Source organism: Ruegeria sp. G2 (assembly GCF_056533505.1).
Genome location: NZ_JBQFON010000011.1, coordinates 110,124 through 136,088, shown reverse-complemented (window position 1 = coordinate 136,088; position 25,965 = coordinate 110,124). Strand labels below are relative to the sequence as shown.

At 53.7% G+C, this 25,965-nt stretch carries 25 protein-coding genes and 2 pseudogenes; 11 read left to right on the top strand and 16 right to left on the bottom strand.

The window, feature by feature from the left end; translation table 11 throughout:
- Nucleotides 1-32 precede the first annotated feature (32 nt).
- Nucleotides 33-713 (bottom strand): annotated as a pseudogene (locus tag ACR0DU_RS18490) (IS6 family transposase).
- Between the two features lie 338 nt (nucleotides 714-1,051).
- Here ACR0DU_RS18490 and ACR0DU_RS18485 point away from each other — a divergent pair.
- The 3 genes from ACR0DU_RS18485 to ACR0DU_RS18475 all read left to right on the top strand — a co-directional run bounded on the left by ACR0DU_RS18485 (nucleotide 1,052) and on the right by ACR0DU_RS18475 (nucleotide 6,468).
- Nucleotides 1,052-4,651, top strand: coding sequence for an adenylate/guanylate cyclase domain-containing protein (locus ACR0DU_RS18485; RefSeq protein WP_480876459.1), 3,600 nt, complete (start codon nucleotides 1,052-1,054; stop codon nucleotides 4,649-4,651).
- A 26-nt stretch (nucleotides 4,652-4,677) separates the two neighbouring features.
- On the top strand, nucleotides 4,678-4,935 hold the full coding sequence (locus ACR0DU_RS18480; RefSeq protein WP_010443373.1) for a DUF4242 domain-containing protein: 258 nt from the start codon (nucleotides 4,678-4,680) through the stop codon (nucleotides 4,933-4,935).
- Nucleotides 4,936-5,052: 117 nt separating this feature from the next.
- Entirely contained in the window at nucleotides 5,053-6,468 is a 1,416-nt protein-coding gene (locus tag ACR0DU_RS18475; protein WP_480876458.1) for an FAD-binding oxidoreductase, read from the top strand.
- A gap of 153 nt (nucleotides 6,469-6,621) precedes the next feature.
- On the opposite strand, the gene ACR0DU_RS18470 is transcribed toward ACR0DU_RS18475, so the two are convergent.
- The 7 genes from ACR0DU_RS18470 to ACR0DU_RS18440 all read right to left on the bottom strand — a co-directional run bounded on the left by ACR0DU_RS18470 (nucleotide 6,622) and on the right by ACR0DU_RS18440 (nucleotide 10,599).
- Nucleotides 6,622-7,281 (bottom strand): DUF2461 domain-containing protein, encoded by a 660-nt coding sequence (locus ACR0DU_RS18470; RefSeq protein ID WP_480457233.1) that lies wholly within the window; start codon nucleotides 7,279-7,281, stop codon nucleotides 6,622-6,624.
- Between the two features lie 12 nt (nucleotides 7,282-7,293).
- A complete protein-coding gene (locus ACR0DU_RS18465; protein WP_480876455.1) occupies nucleotides 7,294-7,638 on the bottom strand; it encodes a TfoX/Sxy family protein in 345 nt (114 codons plus the stop codon).
- Complete coding sequence (locus ACR0DU_RS18460; protein WP_480876454.1) at nucleotides 7,638-8,036, bottom strand: MAPEG family protein; 399 nt, start codon at nucleotides 8,034-8,036, stop codon at nucleotides 7,638-7,640. Before ACR0DU_RS18460 ends, ACR0DU_RS18465 begins: the two co-directional genes overlap by 1 nt.
- A gap of 24 nt (nucleotides 8,037-8,060) precedes the next feature.
- Complete coding sequence (locus tag ACR0DU_RS18455; protein WP_010443378.1) at nucleotides 8,061-8,447, bottom strand: VOC family protein; 387 nt, start codon at nucleotides 8,445-8,447, stop codon at nucleotides 8,061-8,063.
- Between the two features lie 68 nt (nucleotides 8,448-8,515).
- Nucleotides 8,516-9,751: an RNA polymerase sigma factor gene (locus tag ACR0DU_RS18450; RefSeq protein ID WP_480876452.1), complete on the bottom strand. Its 1,236-nt coding sequence runs from the start codon at nucleotides 9,749-9,751 to the stop codon at nucleotides 8,516-8,518.
- Between the two features lie 3 nt (nucleotides 9,752-9,754).
- On the bottom strand, nucleotides 9,755-10,126 hold the full coding sequence (locus ACR0DU_RS18445; RefSeq protein ID WP_480876450.1) for a YciI family protein: 372 nt from the start codon (nucleotides 10,124-10,126) through the stop codon (nucleotides 9,755-9,757).
- A complete protein-coding gene (locus ACR0DU_RS18440) occupies nucleotides 10,123-10,599 on the bottom strand; it encodes a VOC family protein (protein ID WP_480876448.1) in 477 nt (158 codons plus the stop codon). Before ACR0DU_RS18440 ends, ACR0DU_RS18445 begins: the two co-directional genes overlap by 4 nt.
- Before the next feature lie 220 nt (nucleotides 10,600-10,819).
- Between ACR0DU_RS18440 and ACR0DU_RS18435 the strand changes: the two genes are divergently transcribed.
- Both ACR0DU_RS18435 and ACR0DU_RS18430 read left to right on the top strand, forming a co-directional pair.
- Nucleotides 10,820-12,562, top strand: coding sequence for an adenylate/guanylate cyclase domain-containing protein (locus ACR0DU_RS18435; RefSeq protein WP_480876447.1), 1,743 nt, complete (start codon nucleotides 10,820-10,822; stop codon nucleotides 12,560-12,562).
- Nucleotides 12,563-12,890: 328 nt separating this feature from the next.
- A complete protein-coding gene (locus ACR0DU_RS18430) occupies nucleotides 12,891-13,787 on the top strand; it encodes a LysR substrate-binding domain-containing protein (protein ID WP_480876445.1) in 897 nt (298 codons plus the stop codon).
- A 164-nt stretch (nucleotides 13,788-13,951) separates the two neighbouring features.
- Here the strand turns inward: ACR0DU_RS18430 and ACR0DU_RS18425 are convergent.
- From ACR0DU_RS18425 to ACR0DU_RS18390, 8 genes and pseudogenes are all read right to left on the bottom strand, one after another.
- A pseudogene (locus ACR0DU_RS18425) lies at nucleotides 13,952-14,091 on the bottom strand (IS6 family transposase); the annotation flags it as partial.
- A 151-nt stretch (nucleotides 14,092-14,242) separates the two neighbouring features.
- Complete coding sequence (locus ACR0DU_RS18420; RefSeq protein WP_480876443.1) at nucleotides 14,243-16,561, bottom strand: caspase family protein; 2,319 nt, start codon at nucleotides 16,559-16,561, stop codon at nucleotides 14,243-14,245.
- Nucleotides 16,562-16,577: 16 nt separating this feature from the next.
- A complete protein-coding gene (locus ACR0DU_RS18415; protein WP_319544402.1) occupies nucleotides 16,578-16,904 on the bottom strand; it encodes a hypothetical protein in 327 nt (108 codons plus the stop codon).
- A gap of 272 nt (nucleotides 16,905-17,176) precedes the next feature.
- On the bottom strand, nucleotides 17,177-18,553 hold the full coding sequence (locus ACR0DU_RS18410; protein WP_480876441.1) for a hypothetical protein: 1,377 nt from the start codon (nucleotides 18,551-18,553) through the stop codon (nucleotides 17,177-17,179).
- Nucleotides 18,550-18,960: an ExbD/TolR family protein gene (locus tag ACR0DU_RS18405; protein WP_480876439.1), complete on the bottom strand. Its 411-nt coding sequence runs from the start codon at nucleotides 18,958-18,960 to the stop codon at nucleotides 18,550-18,552. Before ACR0DU_RS18405 ends, ACR0DU_RS18410 begins: the two co-directional genes overlap by 4 nt.
- Nucleotides 18,957-19,391, bottom strand: a complete 435-nt coding sequence (locus ACR0DU_RS18400; protein WP_170781937.1) for an ExbD/TolR family protein — start codon at nucleotides 19,389-19,391, stop codon at nucleotides 18,957-18,959. Before ACR0DU_RS18400 ends, ACR0DU_RS18405 begins: the two co-directional genes overlap by 4 nt.
- 10 nt (nucleotides 19,392-19,401) lie before the next feature.
- Nucleotides 19,402-20,022 (bottom strand): MotA/TolQ/ExbB proton channel family protein, encoded by a 621-nt coding sequence (locus ACR0DU_RS18395; RefSeq protein ID WP_170781938.1) that lies wholly within the window; start codon nucleotides 20,020-20,022, stop codon nucleotides 19,402-19,404.
- Between the two features lie 3 nt (nucleotides 20,023-20,025).
- The gene (locus tag ACR0DU_RS18390) at nucleotides 20,026-20,442 is read right to left on the bottom strand and encodes a hypothetical protein (protein ID WP_010443392.1); all 417 of its coding nucleotides are present in this window, start codon (nucleotides 20,440-20,442) and stop codon (nucleotides 20,026-20,028) included.
- A gap of 414 nt (nucleotides 20,443-20,856) precedes the next feature.
- On the opposite strand from ACR0DU_RS18390, the gene tssA reads away from it, so the two are divergent.
- The 6 genes from tssA (at nucleotide 20,857) to tssE (ending at nucleotide 25,965) form a co-directional block, all read left to right on the top strand.
- Nucleotides 20,857-21,894 (top strand): type VI secretion system protein TssA, encoded by a 1,038-nt coding sequence (gene tssA, locus ACR0DU_RS18385; protein ID WP_170781939.1) that lies wholly within the window; start codon nucleotides 20,857-20,859, stop codon nucleotides 21,892-21,894.
- A gap of 70 nt (nucleotides 21,895-21,964) precedes the next feature.
- Nucleotides 21,965-22,480, top strand: a complete 516-nt coding sequence (gene tssB / locus ACR0DU_RS18380; protein ID WP_010443394.1) for a type VI secretion system contractile sheath small subunit — start codon at nucleotides 21,965-21,967, stop codon at nucleotides 22,478-22,480.
- A gap of 3 nt (nucleotides 22,481-22,483) precedes the next feature.
- The gene (gene tssC, locus ACR0DU_RS18375) at nucleotides 22,484-23,980 is read left to right on the top strand and encodes a type VI secretion system contractile sheath large subunit (protein ID WP_010443395.1); all 1,497 of its coding nucleotides are present in this window, start codon (nucleotides 22,484-22,486) and stop codon (nucleotides 23,978-23,980) included.
- A gap of 97 nt (nucleotides 23,981-24,077) precedes the next feature.
- Nucleotides 24,078-24,572, top strand: coding sequence for an Hcp family type VI secretion system effector (locus tag ACR0DU_RS18370; protein ID WP_010443396.1), 495 nt, complete (start codon nucleotides 24,078-24,080; stop codon nucleotides 24,570-24,572).
- An 84-nt stretch (nucleotides 24,573-24,656) separates the two neighbouring features.
- Entirely contained in the window at nucleotides 24,657-25,478 is an 822-nt protein-coding gene (locus tag ACR0DU_RS18365; protein WP_170472015.1) for a type VI secretion system accessory protein TagJ, read from the top strand.
- On the top strand, nucleotides 25,471-25,965 hold the full coding sequence (gene tssE / locus ACR0DU_RS18360; protein ID WP_010443398.1) for a type VI secretion system baseplate subunit TssE: 495 nt from the start codon (nucleotides 25,471-25,473) through the stop codon (nucleotides 25,963-25,965). Before ACR0DU_RS18365 ends, tssE begins: the two co-directional genes overlap by 8 nt.

The following is a 25,965-nucleotide window of genomic DNA, read 5'->3' as shown; positions in this document are numbered from 1 at the left end:
AACGATGAACTGTCTAAGCGATTGCAGGGGAGCTAAGCGGCCAGTGCTGCGAATTGACGAAACGGACAGATTCCGGGCGTGAACTGACCCTTGCGGATCATGTTCGCGACTTCGATTCCGTCCAGCGTCACGGACGCGGATGCGAAGGCTTTGAACCCCGGCATCGGGCGTGTTCGCCTCTTGATGAAACGGTGGTCCTGCTCAACGATATTGTTCAAGTATTTCCGTCTGACCATCTCAATGGGGATCGGAGAGCCAAAGCTCTTAAGCATCTTGTTGATGGTCTTAATGCCTGCGGTGATGGCGCTGCTTTTGTCGATGACGATCTTTCGAGGCAGGCCATTGGCTTCCAGCATTCGGGCGAAGAACTTGGAGGCAGGTTATTTGTTGCGACGCCGGGATAACATGAAATCTAGTGTCTTGCCGTGTTTGTCGACGGCTCGGTAGAGATAAACCCACGCGCTTTTCACTTTGATGTAGGTCTCGTCCATTCTCCAGGAACGTTCGCACGGCCTTTTTCGTCGACGCGCTGCTTCTGCGGCTGCAGCGGTATACTGTCTGACCCAACGGTTCAGTGTGGTGTGATCAACCGATTTGCCTCGTTCGCGCATGATCTCTTCAAGATCTCGGTAAAACACGCCGTGTCGAACATAGAAGAACACAGCAAAGAGGATCACATCCTTCGGATATTGTGCGCCTTTAAAGGAGATTATGAATAGACTTTCGACTTGATAATTCTGAAGGTCATTCACCTGTTGGTGGCGCGAGCGTTAATGGCTAAAAGTTTACAACAGATCCCCGAGCTGGGCTCGGTGCAATCGTTCGTCGAATTGTGGTGAGTAACCGCACTGCCGACAAAGTCGCCTTCAAAGGCAAAACACTAAACGCGTGTCGCTAATCAACCAGTCGCGTAAATCTAGAATGCGATGGCAAAAGCCGGAATTGTAGAGTGACCCGAAGACAGATGACTGCGGATGCCATTCATTGAATAGTCAGCCCAGTTTGAAAGCGTATTCTTGATTAGTGTCGCGTATCTCAGCATGATCCAAAGATGTCGGCTGGAATAAACAAATGGTTAAACGACCTCGATCTGATTCAGTACGCGGATGTATTTGCGGAAAACGATATTGATGCGCGCGTTCTGCCATTACTATCTGGCGACGACTTAAAAGAGCTCGGAGTAAGCCTTGGTCACCGCAAAATCATCCTTGCTGCAATTCACGAGCTAGTCGGCCAAAGACCCGCAACCTCACCGTTACCGGCAGCTCGTGTTCAAGCGCCTGAAGACGAACAAGCGCTGACCTTAGACGATTCACAAAGTGATGATCTGCGCAAACAGAAGTATGTTGAACCGCCTACTGCAGAAAGGCGTCACGTAACAGTTTTGTTTGCCGATCTTGTCGGCTCGACTGAACTCACCAATCGCTTTGATCCCGAAGACATGCGGGACTTGCTACAGAACTACCAAGATGCCGTTGCAGGAGCCGTAAGCCGATACGGTGGCTACGTTGCAAAGTACTTGGGCGATGGTCTTCTTGTGTTTTTCGGATGGCCGCGGGCTTATGAGGATCACGCAATTCGGGCGGTAAAAGCCGGCCTTGAGTCTGTTCGCCGTGTCAAAAAACTCAAGACGCCTGACGGAGAGTCTTTGTCCGTCAGACTGGGAGTTGCGAGCGGTGATGTTGTGGTCGGCGATACCATTGGTGAAAACACATATGAGGAAGGGGCCATGACTGGTCCGGTCGTCAACCTTGCGGCACGGCTTCAAGAACATGCAGAGCCAAACTCAGTCATTTTGTCAGTTGAGGAAACCGAGACAACTTTGCATCGGATATTCGAGTTCAAATCTCTTGGGCAGGCAGAGCTAAAAGGGTTTGCTGAACCACGTAGTCTGCAGAAAGTGGTGTCGGAACGCAGTGCGGAAAGCCGGTTCCGCGCCTCACATCGAGACGATGTCGACAGCGTCATGGTTGGCCGGGACTACGAAAAGGGTATCCTACTGCAATCATGGCAACGTTCTCAGAACGGTCACGGAGACGTTGTTCTACTCTCCGGTGAAGCCGGAATTGGAAAGTCACGGCTTACAGAGGAATTCCTTGCAGAAATCACTGAAAACGACCAAGCCGATGTCATAAGGCTGAATTGTTCCCCCTATCTCAGCAGCAGCCCATTTCATCCGGTAGCCCAACGAATATCCCAGGATGCGGGTGTTGAACCGGACTTTGATGACAATCTGATCCTTGATCATGTCAGAAAGATGCTTGAAGGACGGCCAGGGTTGGATTGGGAACAAGTTCTGCCTGTCTTTGCAGCATTGGTCGCACCTCGTAGTGCGCTCGCCCAAAAGGTGCTCGAGATGTCGCCTCAGGAGCAGCGCGACACGACAATCCAAACATTGATCCACACAGTGCAGGTGCGGTCGAGCGTACGCCCGGTTATTCTTTGCGTAGAAGATGCTCATTGGATTGACCCATCCACACAGGCCTTGTTGGAGCGGTTTAAGTCGATATGCACCGATCTTCGTCTGATGATCTTGATAACCCACAGACCCGGGTGGGAATTCGCCCGTGTTGATGGGGACACACACGTACAGTCTCTGGTTTTGCGCCGATTTGATTCTGCGCATGTCTCAAACCTTGTCGAAAACATTACAGGCAAGAGACCGGACAAAGCTTTGATCACCACAATAATTGAAAAAACAGATGGTGTTCCACTATTCGTGGAAGAAGTGACCCGAGCCATTGTCGAATCCGGCGAGCAGGGGCAAGGCTACATACCATCGTCATTGAAAGGCGCGTTGATGGCGCGGCTCGATGCAGTATCGCCAGAAGCAAAACAGGTCGCCCTTACTGGATCGGTTATTGGCCGGGAGTTTGAGCCGAGCATATTATGTGCCGCGAAGGGCCTTAAAGAATCCGATATCAACAAATGTCTCGAAGAGCTTTCTCGAACAGGCTTGATCTTTGAAAGCGGACACAATCGCGGGCACTTCGTTTTCCGCCATGCCCTTATTCGCGATACCGCTTATCAATCCATGTTGAGTTCAACCCGGAGACAACAGCACGCAGACGTGGCGCGTGCTTTGATGCGGATAAGGTCATCTGAAATCGAGCGTCGCCCTGAACTGGTCGCGCGCCACCTTTCAGAGGCTGAGGACTGGAGTGCCGCGTTTGAAAAATGGCAGATTGCGACAGAAATGGCGTTGGTGCGATCTGCCAGCCAAGAAGCGATGACGAACGCCGAGGAAACTTTAAGAGCCGCCGAAAAACTTGGCTCAGACTCCTATACAGAATTGATCAAAGGCAAGATCTTGGTCGGCCGCAGCCATGACAGTCTGGGCCAATTGCCTGAAGGTATAGCAGTTCTGAAAGACGCTTCCAACGCGGCCCGGGCGGTGCACAACGTGGAACTAGCCGCTGACGCGGCCAACCACTTCGCTGACTCATGCATGATGTCCAGCGAAAGGCACAGCGAGGCGATCGAACTCTGCGATAATGCACTGAAAGATTTGCCCGATGATGATGAAGTCCGTCGGTGCAGATTGATGAGCCAACTTGCGCGCGCCCATATGTTCGTAGGTCAGTTTTCCGAAGGTGCGCGTTTCGGGCAGCAGTCCATGGAGCTGGCCGCAAAACTGGGAGATTATAAATCCCAGTTCTCGGTAATGATGATGCATTTTGGAGCCCCATTCGTTGCGCGTAAGGGAAGAGAAACCCGCCATTGGCGCGAAAACCTGGAGGCTATGCATGGTGTGGCCGAGCATCTTGGCAGTATCGATCAAGGACGAAACCGGACTCTCAGCTTGTTTTTAGGTGCCGAGATGGCCGACCGCGAGTTGATGGACCAATCTCTGGGCTTGCTCACCGAGATTTCGGAAAAGGACAATCATCTGCAACTCTATTGGGTTCAGAAACACGCACGCGCCATGGTTGCAATTATGGACGGCGATTTTGAGCAAGCGGAAAAACACGCCACCGAGGCGGTAAAGATCGGTCGAAAGACCCATGGGGAACATGTTGAGGGCGTCTTCGGGGTTCAGATGTTCACCATCCGCCGCGAGCAAAACCGACTACACGAGGTCGCGCCTGTGATCAAGAAATTGATGGCGGACAGTCCCGAAGACATCTCGTGGAGACCAGGATTTGGCCTTATCGCGTCCGAGCTCGGATACAAGGAACCTGCTGAACGTATACTGAATGAAATGGCCGACAATGGCTTTGATCTTCCACTCGACGCTATGTATTCAACGACCTTATCTTATCTGGCTGACATATGCGTCGCCATTGAACATCAGGGACATGCCAAGACGCTCTATGAATTACTGGCTCCGTACGAAGAACTGACGATCACTGCAGGTGCAACGACGGTGTGCGCAGGTGCGGCAGCGCGACGCCTTGGCGGTCTGGGCACGGTGTTGAAAGACTGGGATGCCGTAGACACAATGTTCCAGAAGGCTATTGAAATTGACACGCGCATGAAATGCCCGCCTTGGATTGCGCACAGCAAAGCGGCTTATGCATCCGCATTGAGGCGACGGGGACGCCCCAAGGATGTGGAACAGGCGTTTCAACTGGAAGGGGAAGCGTTGGCAATTTCGCAGAAATTGGGTATGGTTTCCCTAAGGTCAAAGCTCGAAGGAGTAGCGAGTTAAGGTACTTAAACTGTTTGGGGGACTTAATGCCTAGATACATAATTGAAAGAAATTTTGCCGAGCAGCTAAACGTCAGTGAAGATGACAAAATTCACATCAAAGAAATCAATGACGAAGTCGGCGTCGAATGGATTTTTTCGTTCCTCAGCGCAGATAAGCGCAAAACATACTGCTTGTACGAAGCCCCTGATGAGGAGAGCCTCAGAAAGGCGGCTGAGCGACTGAATATTCCTGCCGATGTCATAACACCTGTGGATCGGATCGATCCGGCAATATTTGCCTGATCCGTAGTCATTTTTACCCACCTCAATGAAACGACTTCGCGAGACAACGCGACGGAAATAGCAATTAGCTGAGGCAGCCTTGCAAGAAGCCCGACCTGACTATTGGGAGGCTTACGCATGTTTGATCTGAAAACACTCGACGGTGGTACGGCAACAGTGGACCAAGACGCGTTGGGCGCTCTTGATGCATCGCTTCGTGGCGGGGTCTACCAGAAAGGCACCCCGGAATACGAAGACGCAAGAACAACGTGGAACAGCATGTTCGAACGTTACCCAGGTTTCGTGATCCGCGCTCTGGGAGCAAGCGATGTGCAGAAGGCCGTGAATTTCGTACGAGACACTGGCCTCGTAATGTCGGTTCGGTCAGGTGGGCATCAGATTGCAGGGCACGCTGTCGCAGATGAAACAGTCATGCTCGACCTGTCCCAAATGCGGTCGGTTCACGTAGATCCTGTCAACAAGACTGCTCGGGTTGAACCGGGTGCACTGCTAGGAGATGTGGATCGTGAAACCCAGGCACATGGACTTACCGTTCCTGTTGGCATCAACTCGACCACGGGCATTGCGGGCCTTACCCTTGGCGGCGGTTTTGGATGGACCACCCGGAATTTTGGCATGACGATCGACAACCTGCTCTCAGCGGAAGTCGTGACTGCGGACGGAGCCATTGTAACCGCATCCCCTACAAGCCACCCGGAACTTTTCTGGGCTATCCGCGGTGGGGGTGGAAACTTTGGTGTCGTAACCTCATTTGAGTTCCAACTGCATGAGCTAGGACCCGATGTCCTGTCTGGCCTCATTGTTCATCCGATAGAAAATGCGCCAGAGCTCCTCGCTGAATTTGCTACGATTGCTGACAATTCCCCGGATGAGCTGACCGTCTGGAGCGTGATGCGAAAAGCGCCTCCTCTACCGCTCCTGCCAGTTGGGTGGCATGGGCGAGAGGTGTTGATCTTTGCAGCCTGCTATAGCGGGTCGATGGAGGAAGGTGAAAAAGCTATGGCGGCATTGCGCGCGCTAGGTGAACCAATCGCCGATGTGATATCTCCCCACAAGTTCGTAGACTGGCAGGCCGCCTTTGATCCTTTGTTGACGCCAGGCGCCAGGAACTACTGGAAGAGCCATGATTTCGACGCACTTTCTTCGGATGCAATCTCAGGACTCTTGGAAGCGATTTCCAGCCTTCCTGACCCGGCGTGTGAAGTTTTTATTGCCCATGTGGGCGGAGCAATGGCGCGCGTCGAAGCCGGTTCTACCGCTTATCCCCAGAGATCTGCTCACTTCATCATGAATGTTCACACGCGTTGGGAGGATCCCAGCAAGGATGCCGAGTGCATTGCTTGGGCGCGAGATCTTTACGACCAGATGCAACCGCACGCGACCGGAAGTGCGTATGTCAACTTTATGCCCGAAGACGAAGCGGATCACATGGCAGGAGCATATGGTGAAAACGGTGAGAAGCTTTCTAAGATCAAAGGCACATATGACCCCACCAACTTGTTCAGGGTAAACCACAATATCTTGCCTACGTGATCGAATGCAGAACTGCATAAATTGATCCAGATTGATGTTGAGTGTTTTGCTTTGTCGTCACGCCGCATTTCTCGTTCCTGCCGTTCATCCAACCGGATCCAGGTTGCGGTGCGCCCGTAAAAGCCGCCATCCGTTGTGTTCGCAGTAGTGGGGTCACGTGATCCGCGAAAGCAGCTGAAACACTGGCATCAGTTTGGCGAACTCGGCGGCTGTGAGTTCCGTCAGATTCGACTTCAAAACAAAGGCTGGAGTCTCGGTATCCATCCAAACTGCAAAGCCCTTGCGCCGCAACACTTCCTCATGGGGGTGGTCTTTGTCAAAACCGGGCGGGATGCGCTTCAACTCCGGGTCACTGATCCTGAAACCCCGTTTTCGCATCTCTAATGTGATCTGGGTTAACTCTGCGCCCAGAGGACCCGCCATCGCCTCGCGGAAAGTGTCCAAAGCCCATTTGTCGTACTGGAACACCCCACATCCGAGTGACAGCTTTTCTGGGGAAAGGCCAAAGAACCACATTGGCGGCTGAACCGCCTGTCCTCTCGGTAGGAACGCAAGGTGCAGATGCGCGTTATAGGGTGTCTTGTCTTTGGAAAACCGAACATCGCGATGAATCCGAAAGATTTTGCTGCTATGATCCTGCCCAGTCAAGTCGCGTAGCGCCAACTCCATATCTTTGGCGAACAGCTTGCTGGGTGCCTTTATATGGGTATCATACGTCGCCTTGTTCGCCGCAAACCAGTCCTTGGTATTGTTGGCCTTCAGTTCTTGCAGGAAGCCCACTGCCTCGGCATCAAAACAATCGAATTGGGCCATAAGATCCTCCGTTCAGTCTTTCTTGGGCAACGCCGCGGCATGTTCGAGGCATAGCTGCAGCCACCGTAGCAAGGCTGCGTCATCGCAGTCTGATGCGTCAACGCGAACAAAACCGCCCAGCTTGCGGGTTCCGTGAATCACAGCGCGGGCTTTGGGGTCCTGCAATGCCGTGGGCTTGTTCACCTTACCTACCCTAAACATGAACCGACCCACGCCATCCTGATGTCTGCGCGCACCACAAAGCATGTTGCCATTCAAAAAGAAGCACAGGCCGCCCATCATCCGCTTTTCGGAAATGCCCGCATGCGCGGCCAGAGCGTCTCGCATGCGGGCGTTGAGTATTTCATCCACTGGCATCAGCTGTAGATCCAAAGCTGCCAGAGGATTGCCAGCGCAAGCACCAACATGGCCAAGGTCGTCAGCGCCGCCCCTACCGCACGCCCCTTGCCATTCACCGAAGTGCTGAGGCTGAAATAGTGGACAAGGCGGGCAAACAGCAGCATACCACCGCAGGCGGCGACCAGCCAGGATGGGGTTCCTGCGATTTCTGCCCCCGCCAGGGCAAGCAATGCAAGCGGCACGTATTCGATGAAGTTCCCATGCGCCCGCATCAGCCGCAGCAAGTTTTCATCTTCACCGTGAAGCAAAGAGATCCCGGTCTTGGTGCGACGCACACCAACGGCGATCGCCATCGGAATACTCATCAAAACAAAAATAGCAGTGACGACCAGCGCGATCTGCGGAAACTGTTCCATGTTATGCCTCCTCTTTGATTGCGCTTAGGACGCCATGCTCTCATATGTGATTAGCGCAAACCGTGCCCCTTGCGGGTCAGTCAGAGTGGCCATGCGACCGACCCCCGGCATATCCATAGCAGGCTGGACAATCGCGGCACCTTTGGCCTCAGCCTTGGCGACGCTGGCGTCCACGTCGGCCACGGTAAAGAAGATCGTCCAGCTACCGTTATCCTCTGGCATTGGGGAAAAGCCACCAATTGCGGTTTCGCCAACAACGGCGGCTGAATAGCTTGATCCGTCCTGCATGGGCATGTCATTGATCGTCCAGCCGAGCACCTCTTGATAAAAGGCTTTGGCTTTGCCCTGATCGGGGCCGGAATGTCCGATCCAGCCGGAGTTTCCGACAGTGGTCATCTCAAGAATACTCATGTGCTTCTCCCTTAGTTACGCCCGCCACATACGGGTCTGATCCAAGGACGCGCGATATTCAGTGATCCCTACACGCCGCGTAATTTATTTTGGCTAATCTTTATTTTTTCCGTGATTGCAACACGTTCGGGCGCGGTTGGGCCAAGATTCATTACCGTTTCAAAGGCGGCAATCGCCGCGTTGTGATCGCCGGTTTCCTGCAAAAGCCCTCCGCGCATTGCGTGGAACCAGCGATAGGTGGACAAATCCTGCGCCAGAGTCTCCATCGCCTTTAACGCATAATACGGGCCGTGCAGCTTGGCCTGAGCCGCTATCTGATTGAGACGGATGACAGGTGTTGGCAGTAATGCGTAGAGAGCAGCGTAGTGACTTTCGATCGACGCCCAGTCCGTGTCATCTACCGAATCTGCATGGGCATGTGTTGCGGCGATTGCAGCCTGTACGATGTAAACACCATGATGACCAGTCCGCTGAGCCTTCTGCAAAAGACCCGTCGCCTCGGCGATGTCCGAGCGATCCCAAAGGCTGCGATCCTGATCGTCCAACGCGACAAGCTTTCCGTCCGTATCAATTCGCGCATGACGCCTAGCGTGCTGGAACAGCAACAATGCCAGCAAGGCGGCCTGTTCCCCCATCGCCGGAAACAGTGCCGCAAGCAGACGGGCCAAACGGATCGCCTCTTCACACAAGGTAAGCTTGATTTGATTTTGACCCGCTGAGGTTGACCATCCTTCGCTGAACATCAGGTAGACCATCAAGGAAACTTCACCCAAGCGTGCACCCCGCTCAGCCGGGCTGGGTGTTTCGAAGGCAACCGGATTGCTCGCAATCTTCTTTTTTGCACGGGTGATCCGCTGTTCCATAGTTTTTGGCCTGATCAGAAATCCGCTCGCGATTTCGTCTACGCTCAGCCCCAAAACCACGCGCAAGGCAATGGCAATCTGGTCCCGCCGGTCGAGTTCCGGATGGCAGCAAATGAAAAGCAGTCGCAATACATCATCGCGCATTTCGTCAGGGTCCGGTGTTTCGGCGGGCATCAACTGAAACTCCTCACTGTGACGCGCGAGAATTGCCGCACGACGCTGTGATTTGCGCACATGATCCAAGCCCGAGTTACGTGCGGTCGTCAGCAACCACGCCAACGGATCACGCGGCGCACCGTCTTTGGGCCAGACCGTCAGCGCCTTCAGGCAAGCTTCGGCAAATGCCTCTTCCGCCGTGTCGATATCCCGGAACAATCGGGTCAGGGCCGCAAGCGCGCGCGGTCGGTGCAAAGTAATTGTAGCCTCAAGCCAGTCTGACATGACCTATTCAGACGAGATTACGCCGCCCGCCCAGGCAACCGGGCGCACCTCTAGCCGTGCGACAGGGGATGAGATCATCTTTGCGTATTCCAACGCTTCATCAAGGTCTTTGAAATCAGCGGCATAGAACCCAAGGAAATTCTCTTTTGTGTCCGCAAACGGACCGTCGGTGATCAGGGGAGCCGTGCCTTCGGTCGTAGCTGGCTCGACCATAACAGCAGAGGTTGGCGGCATCAGTTTCATCGACACGAACTCGCCCCGATCCGTTAATGCCGATTGCAGCGCGCCGTGTCCCGACATCACCTCCTCCTGGCGATCTTTGGGCAGCGCTTCGAACACGCCCGGCTCCCCATAAATCGTGATTGCGTATATCATTTTCGCCTCCATGCATCAGTCCCATGGTGCAAGGACGCGCGAGGACATGCAAATCCGACAACCGATCCCAAGATAGCTAGTTGGAACACCGAGAGGCTAATCGAATGCTTGGCCGGTTCCCAAAGCTCTGTTGGATTTCCTTCAGGATCATTGAACCACACGAATTTGCCATTCGGATATGGCGATTCCGGATCTCGGCGGACGTCAACACCCTTAGATTCGAGTTGTGCGATCATTTTCTCAATGTCGCAAACACGAAAATTCAGCATAGATGCCTTTTCTTGGTCCCCGAAATACTCTGTCACTTTTTCAAACAGGGCGAATACGGTCTCGCCTGCTTCCTGCGTCCAGCACGGTGTTTCATAGTCGTTTGGTACAAGGTTAATGCTCAATTTGTCACGGTACCATGCCGCCAAATTAACAGGCTCGTCTGCCCTGAAGAAAAACCCGCCAAAGCCCAGTACTTTTTCCATCTTCGATTTCAAACCCGGAGACGCTATCGGAAAAGACTACTCTAATATGTGGGATTTGATAAGCGCGGCTCCTAAGAGACATTCGTCGCCCACGCGCGATGCTGCGGGTGTCAGTAGAACTGTCACAACAAGCACAGAGCCTATGATCAAAGGATGTGACCACTCAGTTATGGATGGTCTAATACCACACCGGTCGTTATGCAGAGGAAGGGAGGTAAATTTGGAGCGACAGCTTGCAGCAATTCTGGTCGCCGATATGGTCGGCTTTACTCGTCGCATGGAGCGAGACGAAGCTGGAACGCTTGATGCGTTGACCGCTCACTTAGAAGGTACAGTTGCACCTCTGATCAATCGTCACCACGGACGGATTGTCAAACTTATGGGTGATGGCCTTTTGGCGAGCTTCACTAGTGCTGCAGACGCGGTTTCTTGCGCCGTTGAATGGCAACAATCACCCTTGGAAGAGCCAGACCCGTTGCTTTTCCGCATTGGCATCAATCTTGGTGACATCCTCATGCAAGAGGATGATGTCTTCGGCTCTGGTGTTAACCTTGCCTCGCGTTTAGAGCAACTTGCCCCGCCAGGAGGTGTGCTCGTCTCGGACGCTGTCTATCGCGAGGTTGGCAACCGCATTTCGGTCGTGTGGGAGGATACGGGCACACATACCATCAAGAACATTGCCGAGCCCGTTAGGGCCTGGCGCATTGGAGGAGCGGAGCAAGCACAGCCTGACGCGAAGCCAGCAGCTACACCCCGCAAAGCTACCATCGCAGTCTTACCACTGCACAGTTTGAGTGACGACCCGGAGCAGGCATTCTTCAGCGATGGCATCGCGGAAGACATTATCACCGGATTGTCTCGATTTCGTACTCTTCAGGTTGTCTCCAGAAACGCATCTTTCCGTTTCAGAACACAGGAAGCCGATCCGGCAGAGATAGCAGCAGAATTGGGAGCCGATTATCTCGTAATAGGCAGCGTTCGAAAGGCCGGTAGTCGGGTAAGAATTTCCGTACAGCTCGCGGAAGCAAGTACGGGCTCGCAGCTATGGTCAGAACGATATGATCGCGAGTTGGAAGACATCCTGTCCGTTCAGGACGAGGTGGCCCGCAACATCGTTGCGGTCCTTCCTGGACGTGTTCAACACAACGTTGCCGACCGATCATCGCAAAAACCAGCAGATGAGATGAAGGCCTATGAGCTGATGCTTCGAAGTAAAGCTCTTCGAGATGGCCTAAATGCTAGGGATACGGCTAAAGCACGAGCTTTGCTAGAACAGGCCATTGCGCTCGATCCGTCCATCGCTCGGTCTTACATGTACCTCTCAGACACCTATGTTATCGATCTTTGGCTGGGATTGGCGGGCTCTGACGCTTCCGATCACATCCTGCATATCGCGCGCAAGGGTGCTGCACTGGACAACCGGGACGTCTACATTCAAGACCAACTGGGTTTTGCTTATCTCTGCGCAGGCCTCTGGGACGAAGCAAATGCACAGTTCGAAAAGACGTTATCGCAGATCGAAAACGAAGCAGAGTCTATGGCGTGGTGCGGTTATGCTTTTCTGTTGCTGGGGAGGCACGAAAAAGCGAGAGAAGTCGTATCGCAAGCGATGCGGTTAGATCCGTTGCACCCCCCGTCGATCGATTGGATCATGGGGCAGATAGAGTTCTTTTGCGGAGACTACGAGGAAGCAATCGGCTTTTTGATGGGAGAGGCACGGCTCAACTCGTTAGCTGCGGCATTCGTGGCAGCATCTTATGCGCATCTTGGTCGGCAATCTGAGGCGGCGGCTGCGTTGCAGGAATTTATTGCGGAACGCCATGACGAATTTGGGAGTCGTGGCATCGAAGTGCCCAAAGACAATCTCTCCTCTCTTGCGCGTGGTTATGAATCTATGTGGCGGTGTCGAGACGATTTCGAAGTTCTGGCGACCGGTCTGCACAAAGCTGGTTTGCCTGTCTGACTTACTTAATCAAAGGTCCGCGTAAGGCGTTATGCCAATCGATCTCGGCTTCGGCGATTCCGGAATCTTGCCGTTCAACCCTGCTCATTCTGGTTGGGTCAATTCGCTTTGCTAGCAATAATCGGAGCGACTCTTTGACTTTTTCGCACAAGGGGCCCACACTTTTGACTCCTGAGGCCGGGACTTCACGATGTGATACAAAATCACGAGAATAGGTGTACTTCATGGATCTCTCCTTTCGTAGTCATGCACCTACTTTCTTAAAAATCTTGACATCTCACAAACGCCGTTTCTTGACATCCATTGTTCCAAAAAGTCACAATCGATCATGCCAAGAAACTTACCTCCCCTGAATCCGCTGCGTGCCTTTGAGGCAGCTGGGAGGTTGGGTAGCTTTACCCGTGCAGCGGAGGAATTGAACGTATCGCACTCCGCAATTTCCCGTCACATACGCGGGTTGGAAAAGCGGTTGAACGTGCATCTTTTCCGGACGCAAAAATCTGGTGTTGCCCTCACCGAACAGGGACAAATCTACTTGGGACAGATCACGCCTGCTCTTGACCAAATTGCCATCGCAACTGACGCTCTGACGTCTGCGCCCAAAGGTGTTGTTACCATGACAACAGAGAGCGCCGTCGCGCAAAAATGGTTGGTGCCACGGCTACCACGACTGAAAGCCGCGCATCAAGAGATAGACTTACGTCTTTCGATCACAACAGAGGTCATGGATATTGAGGCGCACGATTTCGATCTGGGCCTAAGATATCTTCGCACCCACCCAGACGAAGGGTACGACCTGTTGTTTCCATCTCTGGTCAGAGCTTTTGCCGCGCCAAATTTTGCGCCAATTGTTGGTTCTGAGACCGACCTTAAAGTTCTGGCCACGGGCCCATTGATTGAAGAGGCAACATTCCGTCTTTGGCCAGAATGGTTCTCGAAATCTGGTTTAAAAGAGGTTCCTACTCTTGATCTGCCTCATCCATTAGGAGCACTCCTGTCAATCCAATCGGCCGTGGCGGGCCTGGGTGCGGTTCTGATGGACAAGCACCTTTGTCAAATAGAAGTTGAGACGGGTGCGTTGGTGAGCCTTAACGACGTAGAAATTCCCTTTGGAGGATATTACCTCGCCACCAACCAGCGCGCGGGACGGCGACGAGCCGTCCGTGTTGTTCGAGAGTGGTTGCAACAGGAGGCGCAATCCCCGGAAGGTGTGGCTACTGCTTAATATTGCTATGCGCAGAATCAAACCGAGCGCACCGGTCGGTCCGCCTTGAATCCCTAATCGACCTCAGAGAAAACGAAGTGTCTTTTGATTTGATTGTTCGTTAGCGGCGGGCTCCACAGCGAAACCTGCCAAACGCAGCGAGCTGCACGTGCTTATTCAAGGATCAGCGTGGCGTAATCTGCTGATATACCGTGTTCACCCAATATCTCTTCCGAGTCTCGGTATGAAACACCGCACCGAACACAAAAGAACACTGAGACAGGATCACGTCCTTCGGGTATTGCGCGCCTATTTGCGAAATCATGAGCTGACATTCGGCCTGACACTTAATTGTATCATGAGCTCACTACATCCATGCCCGACATAGTAGTTCGTGGAATTGGTTGTTTAACCTTTTGGTCGGGTGAGCTTTCCATGGTCAACAACGAACGTCAGGTCAGAACCAAAACATACCGCTAAAATAAATCGAAACGCACCGGGTTTCTGGCCCAGTACACTCTTGCCGCTAGCAAGAGCCGTTCTTTCGGATCCTCCAGTGCAGCGTAGGGAATGGGGACTCTATTCAAAGCAGTTGCGTTTTCCAGCGATTTTAGAGTCTGCGCTCCGACCTGGCCGTCTACTTTGATACTTTCACCTAATTCGTTCAGTGCCATCTGGAGAGCACGGTCCAAGGCCTCGCGTGGCACATTGTCCAACTGCGATTGTGCCTGGGTGGCTGCTTCAGTATCTGCCAACAACGCTGCTTTTGCAGCTCTGAGGGCGGCGTCTGCCGGGCCTTTTCCTGAAACCTGACCGTCAAGAATGATATAAGCGCCGTTTGCCCCACCCCAAGCATCGCCCCTTGCAAGTGATACATCATACCACTCTAACGCTTCAGATCGAGATCGGCCTTCAAGCTGGCCACGCAAGATCATCCGCGCGATGCTGGCCGGGGCAGTTGGGTGACCGCCTTCGGAGGCTGCCATGAAATATTGCAATGCCTTGTCATAGTCGACAGGGTTTCCGCCGAGGCCAAGCAGTGCGACATAGGCGAGGTTGTCGTAGCCATAGATGTCTTTTCGCAATTCAGACGCCCGGAGATATCGCATGCCTCTCTCAGGTATGTAATGCGCCGAGTCTTCCCGCAGGAAATACAGTCCAAGCTCGTTCATCGAAAAGGTGTGTCCAAGTTCAACTGCACGCTCAAGAAGCTCAAACCCACGGCTCTTTTCCTGTTGGGTATCACCTTCTCGTAGCAGCTTTTTCCCAAGGCGATGCATCGCGTACGGGTCTTGTTCGGCGGTGCCCTGTTCCAGCAGGCTGAGTGCTTGTTGAGGGTCATACGGAATCTTGGTTACACCACGGTCGATCCGTTCCGAGTCGAGTAGCATGGCCAAGGCAAATTTCGCCCGTATGTGGCCAGCTTGTGCCGCCGCAGATATATTGGCATGTGCATCTACCAGTTGCCCGGCGGCCTGTTGCACCCGCCCAAGCTGATATCGAAAACGGGCATTGCCGGGATATTCGGCGACAGCTGTGCCACACGCCTTCAGACCGGCCGGGATGTCCAGTTCGTTTGGAAGGCGAAATACGCCGACACCATTGAGATCAAGTGCATCACCTGCCTCGATGTCGCATGCGTTAATGTCCAGCTGCAGTGAGACGTCGACGCGTTTACGTTCCTGATCGGAGGTGACAACTTCTACGCTAAAACTGTCCCGAACGCCATTATTGCTTATCTCGACCGCACGGACATCTGAAATTTCAGGAGCATATGAAATCGAGGCGTTTTGCTGAGTATCTTCCAGCGCGATCACACCCTGTTCAGGGCGTTCGACAATCTGAACATCAGTGATTTCGGTCCCGAGCGCTTGCGACAACGTTTGGATCAGTGGAATGCTTTTGTCGAACTGCTGAACGAGGTCCAGCGACTGGCTGGTTTCGCTCGGAATGGCCGGGGGCTGCTGTTCAGCCTGGTGTTGGGCCAGGTAAAAAGGTTTCACCAGCGTAGAGCTTTCCCAAGGTATTTGGCGCCCACCCGTCGCCTGGTGGACACGTTCCCTGATGACCGGGAACAGTTCTTGAATGTTGTCATATGGAGTGGCCCGTGCAGCTTCTAATACGGCTGAAGTGTAGGGGCTGTTCTGGCCGATGTCGCCATCGCTGGCGACGGCACCGGGTGAGGTCGAATATGCGACCAGTGAATTCAAAGGCGTGCTAAAAACATCAAAGCCTGGTCGCGTTTCGAACAGGTTTGCATCAAGATCCGCTGCCAACCTGATATCGCTGAACGGATTGTCCCGGCATGAATCAAGGATCGCCACATGGGCTGAACTTCTGGCAGATAATGTGTCGATAATCCGGTCCAGTGTCATCGTGGCCAAAGGAACGTCGTAAATGCTTTCGAATTTTGCATCGACCGGTAACAGGTAGTTGCGTCGCCCAATCTGAATGCCATGGCCGGCATAATAAAATAGGACGTTGGCTGAATCAGGAATGTTCAGAACCGCAGTTCGAAGAAGCTCCTCGAATTCTCGCTTTTCAAGATTGTATCCGTCGTAAACCTTAAAGTTGAATTCCCGTAACAGAGCAGCAATGTCTTCTGCATCTTTTTGCGCATTCGCAAGGTCGACGACTTCGGAGTAATCCTGATTGCCAATCACAATTGCAATCCGAGGCGCTTCAGTAATCTGCGCTGTGCTCTCAGAACTTGATTGCGCCCAAACAGAGTCGCTTGCCGCACACAAAGCGACTGTGCCTCCGAAGAGCGCGCCTAGCAGACTACGCTTCAACATGTTTTATATCCCTGCGCTAGTTCCAGCTACCGCCGCCGCCGCCGCCGGTTCCACCGCCGCCGCCACTGCCGCCACCACTGCCGCCGCCGCCATCGTTTCCTCCACCGCTATCGCCACCTCCGTCGCCTTGGCGCTCTTCGCCGGAGATCAACGTGCTTTCGGTTGGTGCGGGAGCAGTTTGGACCACTGGGGCCGACACTTGGGTCGGTGTTGGCGAAGCCGCTGAAACAGGTTGTGTTGCGGGGCTTGATGGAACGGTTTGTGTCTCTGCCGTCCACGGCAGTTCGCACCCTGCCAAAATGAACGTACCCGACAAAAGTATTGGCAGTGAAACTCGGGCCATAATAGCCTCCCAACTCTCTGAACTAGTCAATTTCATCTTTAAGCTTACGCATGGTAAACTCTCTCTGTCCATTGTTGTTTGCCACACAACCTAGGCCCAGACTGTAATCTGCATCACATCAGAATTTATGTTGCAATCTTACCGTGCGAACAGATCCGTGCTTTGCGGTGAAAACGAGTATCCGCGCACCTGCCAAGGCATAGGTTTGTGGCTGATACGAAACGTATCCATCGATATGTGCCTCAATTAACCCCTATGGAAAATGACGATGTCTATCGCTCGGTGGTAGTGATGAAGAAGTAAACCCATTCTCCTTTGAAATTCGGGTTGCTTTTGCGTGCTTCGGCAATTCGTGTTTTCAGGAAATTCAGATATCCCTCGGCAGGTTCAACCAACGGTCGATCGTCGTGATACAGCGGTTCCGATGCTGCGAAGGCGACGGCTATTTCCTGCCCATAAGGTGGCCCTATCGTAACAAAGAGGCCCGCGTCACCCGGTTCCGCTGCGCCGATCTGCAAAGCAGCCTTTGCAGGTGTCGGCGCCATTGGAGTTGACACGTTTGGCCTGAGGTGGATCACCTGACCTTCGGCATCAAAATAATCGACATAGACGAAAGCGTCGTAATCGGCCCCGGTCAGGTCCAATATCAGCTGCTGTCCTTTAACATAGTGAAACTCGCGTGCATGAACGTCCTTTCCGATGAGAAGCGGATTGGTGATTTGATCTGTCGATTGCGGCAATCCGACATCCGCGATGCCACTGAGCGCGCCACATTGTGGGCGAGGTAGGATGTGAAGCTTGTCGTCAACCCGTATGTTGTTTCCCATTTGTGCCTGAAGGGCTGTCAGTACAGGATTGCGCAATCCGTCTTCGGGGATATGACCGATGACCTGCAATGTGTTGGTGTCGGGTTGAAATTGAACTTGCAGCCGTGCGCACGGAATTTGCGCCAGTAGCCCATCGATTCCATCCCGCAGATTCTGAGCGCTTTTCCCGGCGTCTTCGGGTCGCATGAAACTCTGGATCGCCGCCAGAGAGATGGGGTCGATCGGTTCATTGCCCGTGGTTGAAAACACCTCGGACGCGTTGGTGGGAGGGATATCAGGGACTGTCTGCTTTAGCGCGACGGGTTGGGGTCTCACAGGCTGGGCCAGTTCCTGTTTTGGAGGTTTGGGGGGCAAAGCCTGCACTTGCGGTGCGCTTGAAAGGATTGGATTCGCCAGCAAAGTAGCTGGGACCAACCGAGATGGTGACACTGCTGCGGCTTGTAAGTGCTGAGGCGTGTCGCTGACTTGCTGTATTGCCTCAGACAGGTTTTCAAGCGGCGCCAGAGCATCCGATTTCGCCTGGGTTGCCGAAAGCGTTTGCTGCGGGAGTTGCTTCGAAGCTGCGGTCGATTGACGTATTGCGCTTTGATCCAGCTGCGCCCCAATCGCATCCTTTGTCGGCGCAGCCTCGACTTCCGGTCGTGCTTCGATAGCCTCGCTTTGTTTGACCTGATGGGCGGACAATTGCATCCGGGTCTCGGGCACGGGCTGCTCCGTCACCGGGTCTGGCTCGACACTCCAAATCAGGGCCAGAGCGCCGCCGACATGAAGGGCAAGCGAGCAGACTAACCCAACCCCCCATATGAACGGCCCCTTGATCACCGTGCAGGCCCCGGAGGTGTCACCACCAGAACTACGTCGCGTGCACCCATCGCCTCGAATTGGGCAATCCGGGGCAGGATGTCGCGTAATACAGCGTCGCGATGCGCGTTGATCCGGATCAGAATGTCTGGATCGGCCTCCAGTTGGGACTGAATGCGCTGATCAATGTCTTGCAGAAATACCTCTTCGCCGTCTAGCGCCATCGTCCCATCGGCCGCTACGGATAACGTGATGCCTCCCGCTGGCATGTCCGCCCCGGTCAGGGCCGTTGGTGGGGTTACATCAAACGGCGCAGTGGCGTCCATGCGGCCAATCAACATAAAAAAGACCAGCAGGAAAAACACCACATCGATCAGGGCGATGATCGTCTCGGGGTGATGGCGACGAGCAGGGCGAGAGATCCTCACTGGCGGGCCTCCAGTCGGATCACGCGCATGTTCACTGCCCCAGCGCTTGTGACAATATCCATGACAGTTACAAGCGACTGTAGTCGAGCACCTCCGGTCGGCAGGATGATGACCCGAAGCGCAGGGTTCCGATCAAGGCGGACTGTCAGCAAGCTGATCAGTTCGTCCCGGGTGAAATCCTTACCTTGATGAAAGGGGGAACCGTCTGTTCCGATGCGAATAAGCAGTGTTTCGGATTCAGTCTCGGCTTCGGCTGCCTGCGAGGGGACCGGGCGGTTGGACTGTGCCAGCGCCGGAATCATGTCTAGGTTCAGATAAGTCGACGTGACCATGAAGAACACCAGCAGGATCAACATTACGTCGATCATCGGAACCAGAGAGATCAATGGCCGGGTCGGCTTGCGTCTGTTCAGGCTGATATCGCTGTACATCGAAGCTTCCTTAATGCGCGCCGCGCTCCTCAAGCACCATCAGATTGCCAACAGCGTTCTCTATGGACTGCGCTCCTGCTTCGGCACGTCCGGACAGCAAAGAGGCGCCAATGGCAGCTGGAATGGCGACCAACAACCCGGCAGCGGTCGTCAACAGCGCCTGCCAGATACCACCCGCCAGAACCGAGGCGTTAGCCGCACCCTGCGCCAACTCCAATTCCTGAAACGACTGAATCATTCCGGTCACTGTGCCTAAAAGCCCCAGCAAAGGTGAGATCATGGCGATTAATTCTAAAACGCGAATCCAGCTGTTCATTACGGCGAATTCTTGATTGCCGCGACGCGTCAGCTCGGCCATCAGGGCAGGCCCTTTGAAGCCATCGATAAGCGCTTGCATGGCATAGGCACAAACACGGTCCGCCGGTGATTTACCTGCGGCGACGGCCTGTTGCGCAGATTTTTTGTCTCCGACCGACCATTGGACAAAAGCCGCGTCCCGAGCGGGCCCTCCAGCGCGTACCGGCGCGAGCTTGATAACCTTGACCACGATCACTGTCAGCGACAGCAAGGACAGTAGTCCAAGAAGGACGATGATTGGGCCTCCGGTGCCCAGATTTTCCAACCCCGGCATGGCTTATTGCGCCAGATTCGCTGTTGTCTTGCTGTCCAACGCTAATAGCGGGAAGCAATCCACAGGGTTTTCGTTCTGAGGTTTGCACGCGGGCAGGTCGTGTAAAAGCACCTCGGAAATATCTGAGCAATCAATCTCGGGAATCTCAAAGAGCTTTAGAACTGTCCGTTGTACCGGTAGGGGGGCTGCGTCGATGGACAGCAAGCGATCGATCACTCCGTCGCCGTCGAGGATCGCCAGTGACATTTCAAATTCTTCAAAGCTGTTACCGGTTTGGTTGCGAAACAAAAAGAAAGCGCGGCAGCCCCCAGCCTCGCCAGTTTCAAACTTGTTCAACTCAATGGACAGTTTACCTTCGTCAGCCTGCGCCATCATGGCTGCAAGTGTCAGTGCAATGACTGCAAATATCCCTGTTTTCATTTTATTCCCGTTCTCGATTGCCGATTTCTCCTAGTCGTCCGCAGGCGTCGTCTGTGAAGACGGTGTGCCAGAGTCCGTTCGATCGGGTTCGGACCTTCCATGATAATTGCAGCATCGGACTGCATGCGAGAAGAGGAAATTTTAGTCCTCGGCATCTAACTTCTTCGGCGAAACGAAAAATGCGTGCCTTATCGGCGTAGCGGCCAAACCATGTCGTAAAAAAAACGTATTTATTAGGTTTGACTTTGGGCCTGGTATGGGGCTGATTCATAACAATGACTGCGCATAAAACGCGAAATGTTTGCAAGCTTTGTCATCGTGTGAAGTAGTTCATATCGGTTGTCGGGAATATCACGTTAAGCGGTGCCAACAAACGGACAAGCGGCAGACAACCGCCACGTTATTGGGGAGAGTATGGAACTATCATCTTATCTGGAGCCTAGAAGCGAAGATCAGCCAAGCGGTGAAAACCTGGAATATGATCCGGCATTTACTGATCTTGAGATCGCGGCTCAGCCAGGGGAAGAACGTCAGATGGGCGACGAGGTCGTCGCCGCTGAAGAACAAGATTGGGCTGATGTCGAGGCCAAAGCGCTAGCGGTTATGGAACAGAGCCATGATTTGCGCGCCGCGATCTACCTGGCTGAAGCGGTTTTGCATACAAAGGGTCTTACTGAATTTTCAGCTTCGATAAATTACGTCAGATCTCTTCTGGATGAATTCTGGGATACTTGTCACCCTGAGTTGGACGAAGATGATGGCGACGCGACGATGCGGATCAACGCGGTGCGTGGTCTGGCCTCGACTGAACGTATGGTGCGAGCGCTACGTCGCACTGGCTTGACGGAAAGCCGAACTTTCGGACGCATCACCCTACGTCATCTGGATGTTGTCGATGGCCGCATAAATATGCCGGCCGATCTGGACGACATCCCGGACGAAAACAGCGTTGCCGCCGCTTTCAAGGATACTGATGAAGAAACACTTTCCGCCAACGCGGAAGCGGTTGCATCAGCGCTTGAGAATGTAAACTCTATCGATGCTGTCTTTGCTGACAAGACCCCGGGAGAAGGCCCGAATCTGGACCCTTTGATTGACGCATTGAAGAGCATCAAGCAGGCGATGTCCCGTTACGCTGATGTCGGTGACGCCGCAGATGACGACGTGGACGAAATGGATGCACCCGCGGCTAAATCAGGATCAGGACCAGCTGCTGCGCCTGCAGGCGGTGGTGCGGTCAACTCGCCCGAAGACGTTACCCGAATGTTGGAACGCATTATGGATTATTATGCGCGCTGCGAGCCTTCCAGCCCGCTACCGATTTTGTTGGAACGGGCAAAGCGGCTTGTGAATGCAGATTTTATGACGATTATCGAAGATATGGCCAAAGAGGGTCTGGACGAAGTGCGCCAGATCGGCGGATTGAAAGATGATGATGACGATGGATTTTGATACGTTTCCGGCGATAGCGCTGGAACGTGGATCGAAACAAAAAGCTGACGGATGAGTCGAGGAGCAACAGATGGCTGACAGTTCACAAAAATTCATAGCCCGGAACAGGGCTCCGAGAGTTCAGATCGAATATGATGTCGAGCTTTATGGAGCCGAGAAGAAAGTACAGCTGCCGTTTGTCATGGGCGTCATGAGCGATTTGGCTGGCAAATCCGAGGTCGAGCAGCCCGCCGTTGCAGACCGGAAATTCCTGGAAATTGATGTAGACAATTTCGACGACCGGATGAAATCGATGGCGCCGCGCGCTGCGTTCACGGTGCCCAACACCCTGACAGGTGAAGGCAATCTGGCAGTAGATATTACCTTTGAAAGCATGGATGATTTCAGCCCGGCCGCGATCGCGGCCAAGGTCGAACCGCTGAAAGAGCTGCTGGATGCGCGCACACAATTGTCCAACCTCATGACCTATATGGATGGTAAAACCGGGGCCGAGGATCTGATTTCAAAAATTATGCAGGATCCCAGCCTGCTAAAGACACTGGCAGCCCAGCCCAAGCCGGGCAACGACGCTGCTGAGGAGGAGTAAAAGATGGCCGATGAAGAAGCCAAGGTAGAAGCCGCCGAAGGCGCAACCGCATTTGGATCATCCGAGTTCGAAGCTCTGCTGACCAAGGAATTTCGCCCGAAATCGGACCAGGCCAAGACTGCCGTTGAAAGCGCAGTGAAAACACTTGCCGAACAGGCCCTGGCCAATACCGGCCTTATTTCGGACGATGCGCTGCGCTCGATCGAAGGCATCATTGCTGAGATCGACAAGAAGCTGACCGAACAGGTTAACCTGATCTTGCACCATGCCGATTTCCAGCAGATGGAAAGCGCGTGGCGTGGTCTGCACTATCTGGTGAACAACACCGAAACCGACGAGATGCTGAAAATCCGCGTGATGAACATCTCGAAAAAGGACATGCACAAGACTTTGCGCAAGTTCAAAGGTACCGCGTGGGATCAATCGCCGATCTTCAAGAAGCTCTACGAAGAAGAGTTTGGCCAGTTTGGTGGTGAGCCTTATGGCTCATTGGTTGCAGACTATCATTTCGATCACAGCCCGCAGGATATCGAACTGTTGGGTGAAATGTCGAAGATTGCCGCTGCTGCCCATGCGCCGCTTATCACCGGTGCCAAGCCAAGCCTGTTCCAGATGGACAGCTGGTCAGAATTGGCTAACCCGCGCGACCTGACCAAGATCTTCCAGACCCCGGAATATGCTGCTTGGCGGTCTCTGCGTGAAAGTGAAGATTCCAAATATGTGGGTCTGGCCATGCCGCGCTTCTTGGGGCGTCTGCCTTATGGTTCCAAAACCGAACCGGTCGAGGAGTTCGCCTTTGAGGAAGACACCACCGGTGCGAATAGCGACAGCTATAGCTGGGTGAATGCGGCCTATGGCATGGCGGTAAACATCAATCGGTCTTTCAAGGAATATGGTTGGTGCTCGCGGATCCGCGGTGTGGAAAGCGGCGGTACCGTTGAGGGCCTGCCAGCGCACACCTTCCCGACCGACGACGGTGGCGTTGACATGAAATGCCCAACCGAGATTGCGATTTCGGACCGGCGCGAAGCGGAACTGGCCAAGAATGGCATGATGCCGTTGATCCACCGCAAAAACAGCGACGCTGCCACCTTCATCGGTGCGCAATCGCTGCATAAACCCGCCGAGTATGACGATGCTGACGCGACTGCGAACGCCAATCTGGCTGCTCGTCTGCCATATCTGTTTGCGACCTGTCGGTTTGCTCACTACCTAAAATGCATGGTGCGGGACAAAGTTGGTTCGTTCAAAAGCCGTCAGGATATGGAATCCTGGTTGCAGGACTGGATCAACCAGTATGTTGACTTCAACGCTGATATATCTGCTGAAGCTGAGAAAGCGCGCAAACCGCTGGCTTCCGCCGAGGTTGTTGTTGAGGACGTAGAAGGCAACCCCGGATACTACACGTCCAAGTTTTTCTTACGCCCACACTACCAGCTTGAGGGGCTATCGGTGTCTCTGCGCCTAGTTTCGAAACTTCCGTCGGAAAAAGCCGGTTAAACCGAAAAAAAAAGTGGCGGCGGGTGAAGTGCTTCACTGCCGCCATTTCAAACCTCGAATATCTCAGTGTCATCATTAGCCCTTGAAGGAAGGTAAAATGGAAAACGTATTCATCAAGATGGACTTCCCCGGTGAGGCCAGGGAAAAACAACATACCGATTGGATCGCTTGTAAAGAGATCAGCTGGGAGGTCGCGCGCACCCTGGATATGGGCGACATGGGCACCACCCAGCGTGGTTATGCGAATGCAAATTTCGGCAAAGTCACGCTGAGCACCGAGCTCAGCAAAGCCTCGGCCAAGCTCATGACCTATGTTGCTTCGGGCAAGTCCAACGGCGAGATGACGATTCATCTGTGCCGGTCGGGTGACGATGAGAAGAAAGGTATGGAGCCATATCTGATCTTCACCCTGCGCGACGCTATCGTCGACAGCTATTCGGTTAGTGGGGGCGAAGAATCGATCCCATCAGAACAGTGGACCGTTGCGTATCGCGGCATCTCGATCAAGTACAAGATCGCCGATTTCAAAACCGGCAAACTCAGCGACTGCAACGAGTTCAAGTGGAATCTGGAAACCGGCGACGTCAGCTGATTTTTGGAGAAAAAATTGGCCTTGGCGGTATATTTTCCGCCAAGGCTATTTCCTTTTTTAACATCCTGACGACGCGAGGGCTTCATGACGCCGGAAGAACATCTAAGAACAGGCGATCTGACTGCCACGCTAACTGCGTTGCAAGATAAAATCCGCACAAATCCAGCTGATGCTAAGCTCCGGATTTTCCTGTTTCAATTACTTTGCGTCATGGGAGATTGGAAACGCGCGATCACTCAACTGAAGCTGAGCGCGGAAATGGATGAGGCGGCCACAATGATGGCCAAGACCTACCGCGAGGCCATCATTTGCGAAGTGTATCGCGAAAAGGTCTTTGCGGCCGAGAAAACTCCGATGATCTTTGGCGAGCCCGAAGAATGGCTGGCGCATCTGATTGAAGCCCAGAAGTTGACCGCGGGTGGGAACCTTGAACAAGCTGCCGAGATGCGGGCGAAAGCCTTCGACGCGGCCCCCGCAACGTCAGGTACCGTGAATGGCGAAACGTTCGAATGGATCGCGGATGCTGACATGCGTCTGGGTCCGGTGCTGGAGGTTATTGTGAACGGGCGCTATTTCTGGCTCCCGTTTGCTCAGATTGCTCGACTTGAAATCGAGGCACCCAGCGACCTGCGTGACGCCGTCTGGACAGCCTGCACTTTGACTGTTGCCAGTGGCGGAGAAATTGCGGCGTTGATCCCTACCCGATACCCGGGCACGACAGAACACGGAGACGATGCCGCTCGGTTGGCGCGCGCGACAAGTTGGGTCGATGCGGGATCTGATACCTTTACCGGCCTGGGTCAGCGCATACTGACCACGGACAAATCCGATATTGCTTTGTTGGATGTGCGCGAATTGGTACTGAACGTGGCCGCCGGGGCCGGGGAAACGGCGGGAGATGGCTGAGAAGACCCTTGCCGAACGCTTGCAGCCTTCGCTTCTGGATCGGCTGACGGACGACGCGCCGGATCAGAAAAAGGAAGGGCGCGACTCTCGTGTGATCGACGTGGGCCGCCTGAGAGAAATCATTCAGCGTGATCTGTCCTTGTTGCTCAATACCACAGATCAATCCGATCTGATTGACGAAGATACTTATCCCTACGCGTCGAAATCTGTTCTAAATTACGGCATCCGCGAAAGCTCGGGGTCGTTTTCAACACTGCGACAAGCCCAGCGAATCCAACGCTCTATCGCGGATTCGATCGAGGTATTCGAACCTCGTATTATGAAGGGCTCGGTCTCGGTTGATTTGCGGTCCGAAAAAGGATCGGGCGAAATGCATGTAGAATACGATATTCGCGCTGTAATGTGGGCTCAGCCGATGCCTTTGGAGCTTTACCTACGCAGTCGCGTTGATATTACGACCGGCGAAGTCGCGATCGAGCGGAGTTAG

Coding starts and splice junctions, on each gene's coding strand:
- ACR0DU_RS18400 (WP_170781937.1), bottom strand. CDS start 19,391: ATGTACAGCGATATCAGCCTGAACAGACGCAAGCCGACCCGGCCATTG.
- ACR0DU_RS18455 (WP_010443378.1), bottom strand. CDS start 8,447: ATGAGTATTCTTGAGATGACCACTGTCGGAAACTCCGGCTGGATCGGA.
- ACR0DU_RS18420 (WP_480876443.1), bottom strand. CDS start 16,561: ATGTTGAAGCGTAGTCTGCTAGGCGCGCTCTTCGGAGGCACAGTCGCT.
- ACR0DU_RS18430 (WP_480876445.1), top strand. CDS start 12,891: ATGCCAAGAAACTTACCTCCCCTGAATCCGCTGCGTGCCTTTGAGGCA.
- tssE (WP_010443398.1), top strand. CDS start 25,471: ATGGCTGAGAAGACCCTTGCCGAACGCTTGCAGCCTTCGCTTCTGGAT.
- ACR0DU_RS18450 (WP_480876452.1), bottom strand. CDS start 9,751: ATGTCAGACTGGCTTGAGGCTACAATTACTTTGCACCGACCGCGCGCG.
- ACR0DU_RS18465 (WP_480876455.1), bottom strand. CDS start 7,638: ATGCCAGTGGATGAAATACTCAACGCCCGCATGCGAGACGCTCTGGCC.
- tssA (WP_170781939.1), top strand. CDS start 20,857: ATGGAACTATCATCTTATCTGGAGCCTAGAAGCGAAGATCAGCCAAGC.
- ACR0DU_RS18365 (WP_170472015.1), top strand. CDS start 24,657: ATGACGCCGGAAGAACATCTAAGAACAGGCGATCTGACTGCCACGCTA.
- tssC (WP_010443395.1), top strand. CDS start 22,484: ATGGCCGATGAAGAAGCCAAGGTAGAAGCCGCCGAAGGCGCAACCGCA.
- ACR0DU_RS18390 (WP_010443392.1), bottom strand. CDS start 20,442: ATGAAAACAGGGATATTTGCAGTCATTGCACTGACACTTGCAGCCATG.
- ACR0DU_RS18485 (WP_480876459.1), top strand. CDS start 1,052: ATGTCGGCTGGAATAAACAAATGGTTAAACGACCTCGATCTGATTCAG.
- ACR0DU_RS18370 (WP_010443396.1), top strand. CDS start 24,078: ATGGAAAACGTATTCATCAAGATGGACTTCCCCGGTGAGGCCAGGGAA.
- ACR0DU_RS18395 (WP_170781938.1), bottom strand. CDS start 20,022: ATGCCGGGGTTGGAAAATCTGGGCACCGGAGGCCCAATCATCGTCCTT.
- ACR0DU_RS18445 (WP_480876450.1), bottom strand. CDS start 10,126: ATGATATACGCAATCACGATTTATGGGGAGCCGGGCGTGTTCGAAGCG.
- ACR0DU_RS18480 (WP_010443373.1), top strand. CDS start 4,678: ATGCCTAGATACATAATTGAAAGAAATTTTGCCGAGCAGCTAAACGTC.
- tssB (WP_010443394.1), top strand. CDS start 21,965: ATGGCTGACAGTTCACAAAAATTCATAGCCCGGAACAGGGCTCCGAGA.
- ACR0DU_RS18470 (WP_480457233.1), bottom strand. CDS start 7,281: ATGGCCCAATTCGATTGTTTTGATGCCGAGGCAGTGGGCTTCCTGCAA.
- ACR0DU_RS18460 (WP_480876454.1), bottom strand. CDS start 8,036: ATGGAACAGTTTCCGCAGATCGCGCTGGTCGTCACTGCTATTTTTGTT.
- ACR0DU_RS18415 (WP_319544402.1), bottom strand. CDS start 16,904: ATGGCCCGAGTTTCACTGCCAATACTTTTGTCGGGTACGTTCATTTTG.
- ACR0DU_RS18440 (WP_480876448.1), bottom strand. CDS start 10,599: ATGGAAAAAGTACTGGGCTTTGGCGGGTTTTTCTTCAGGGCAGACGAG.
- ACR0DU_RS18475 (WP_480876458.1), top strand. CDS start 5,053: ATGTTTGATCTGAAAACACTCGACGGTGGTACGGCAACAGTGGACCAA.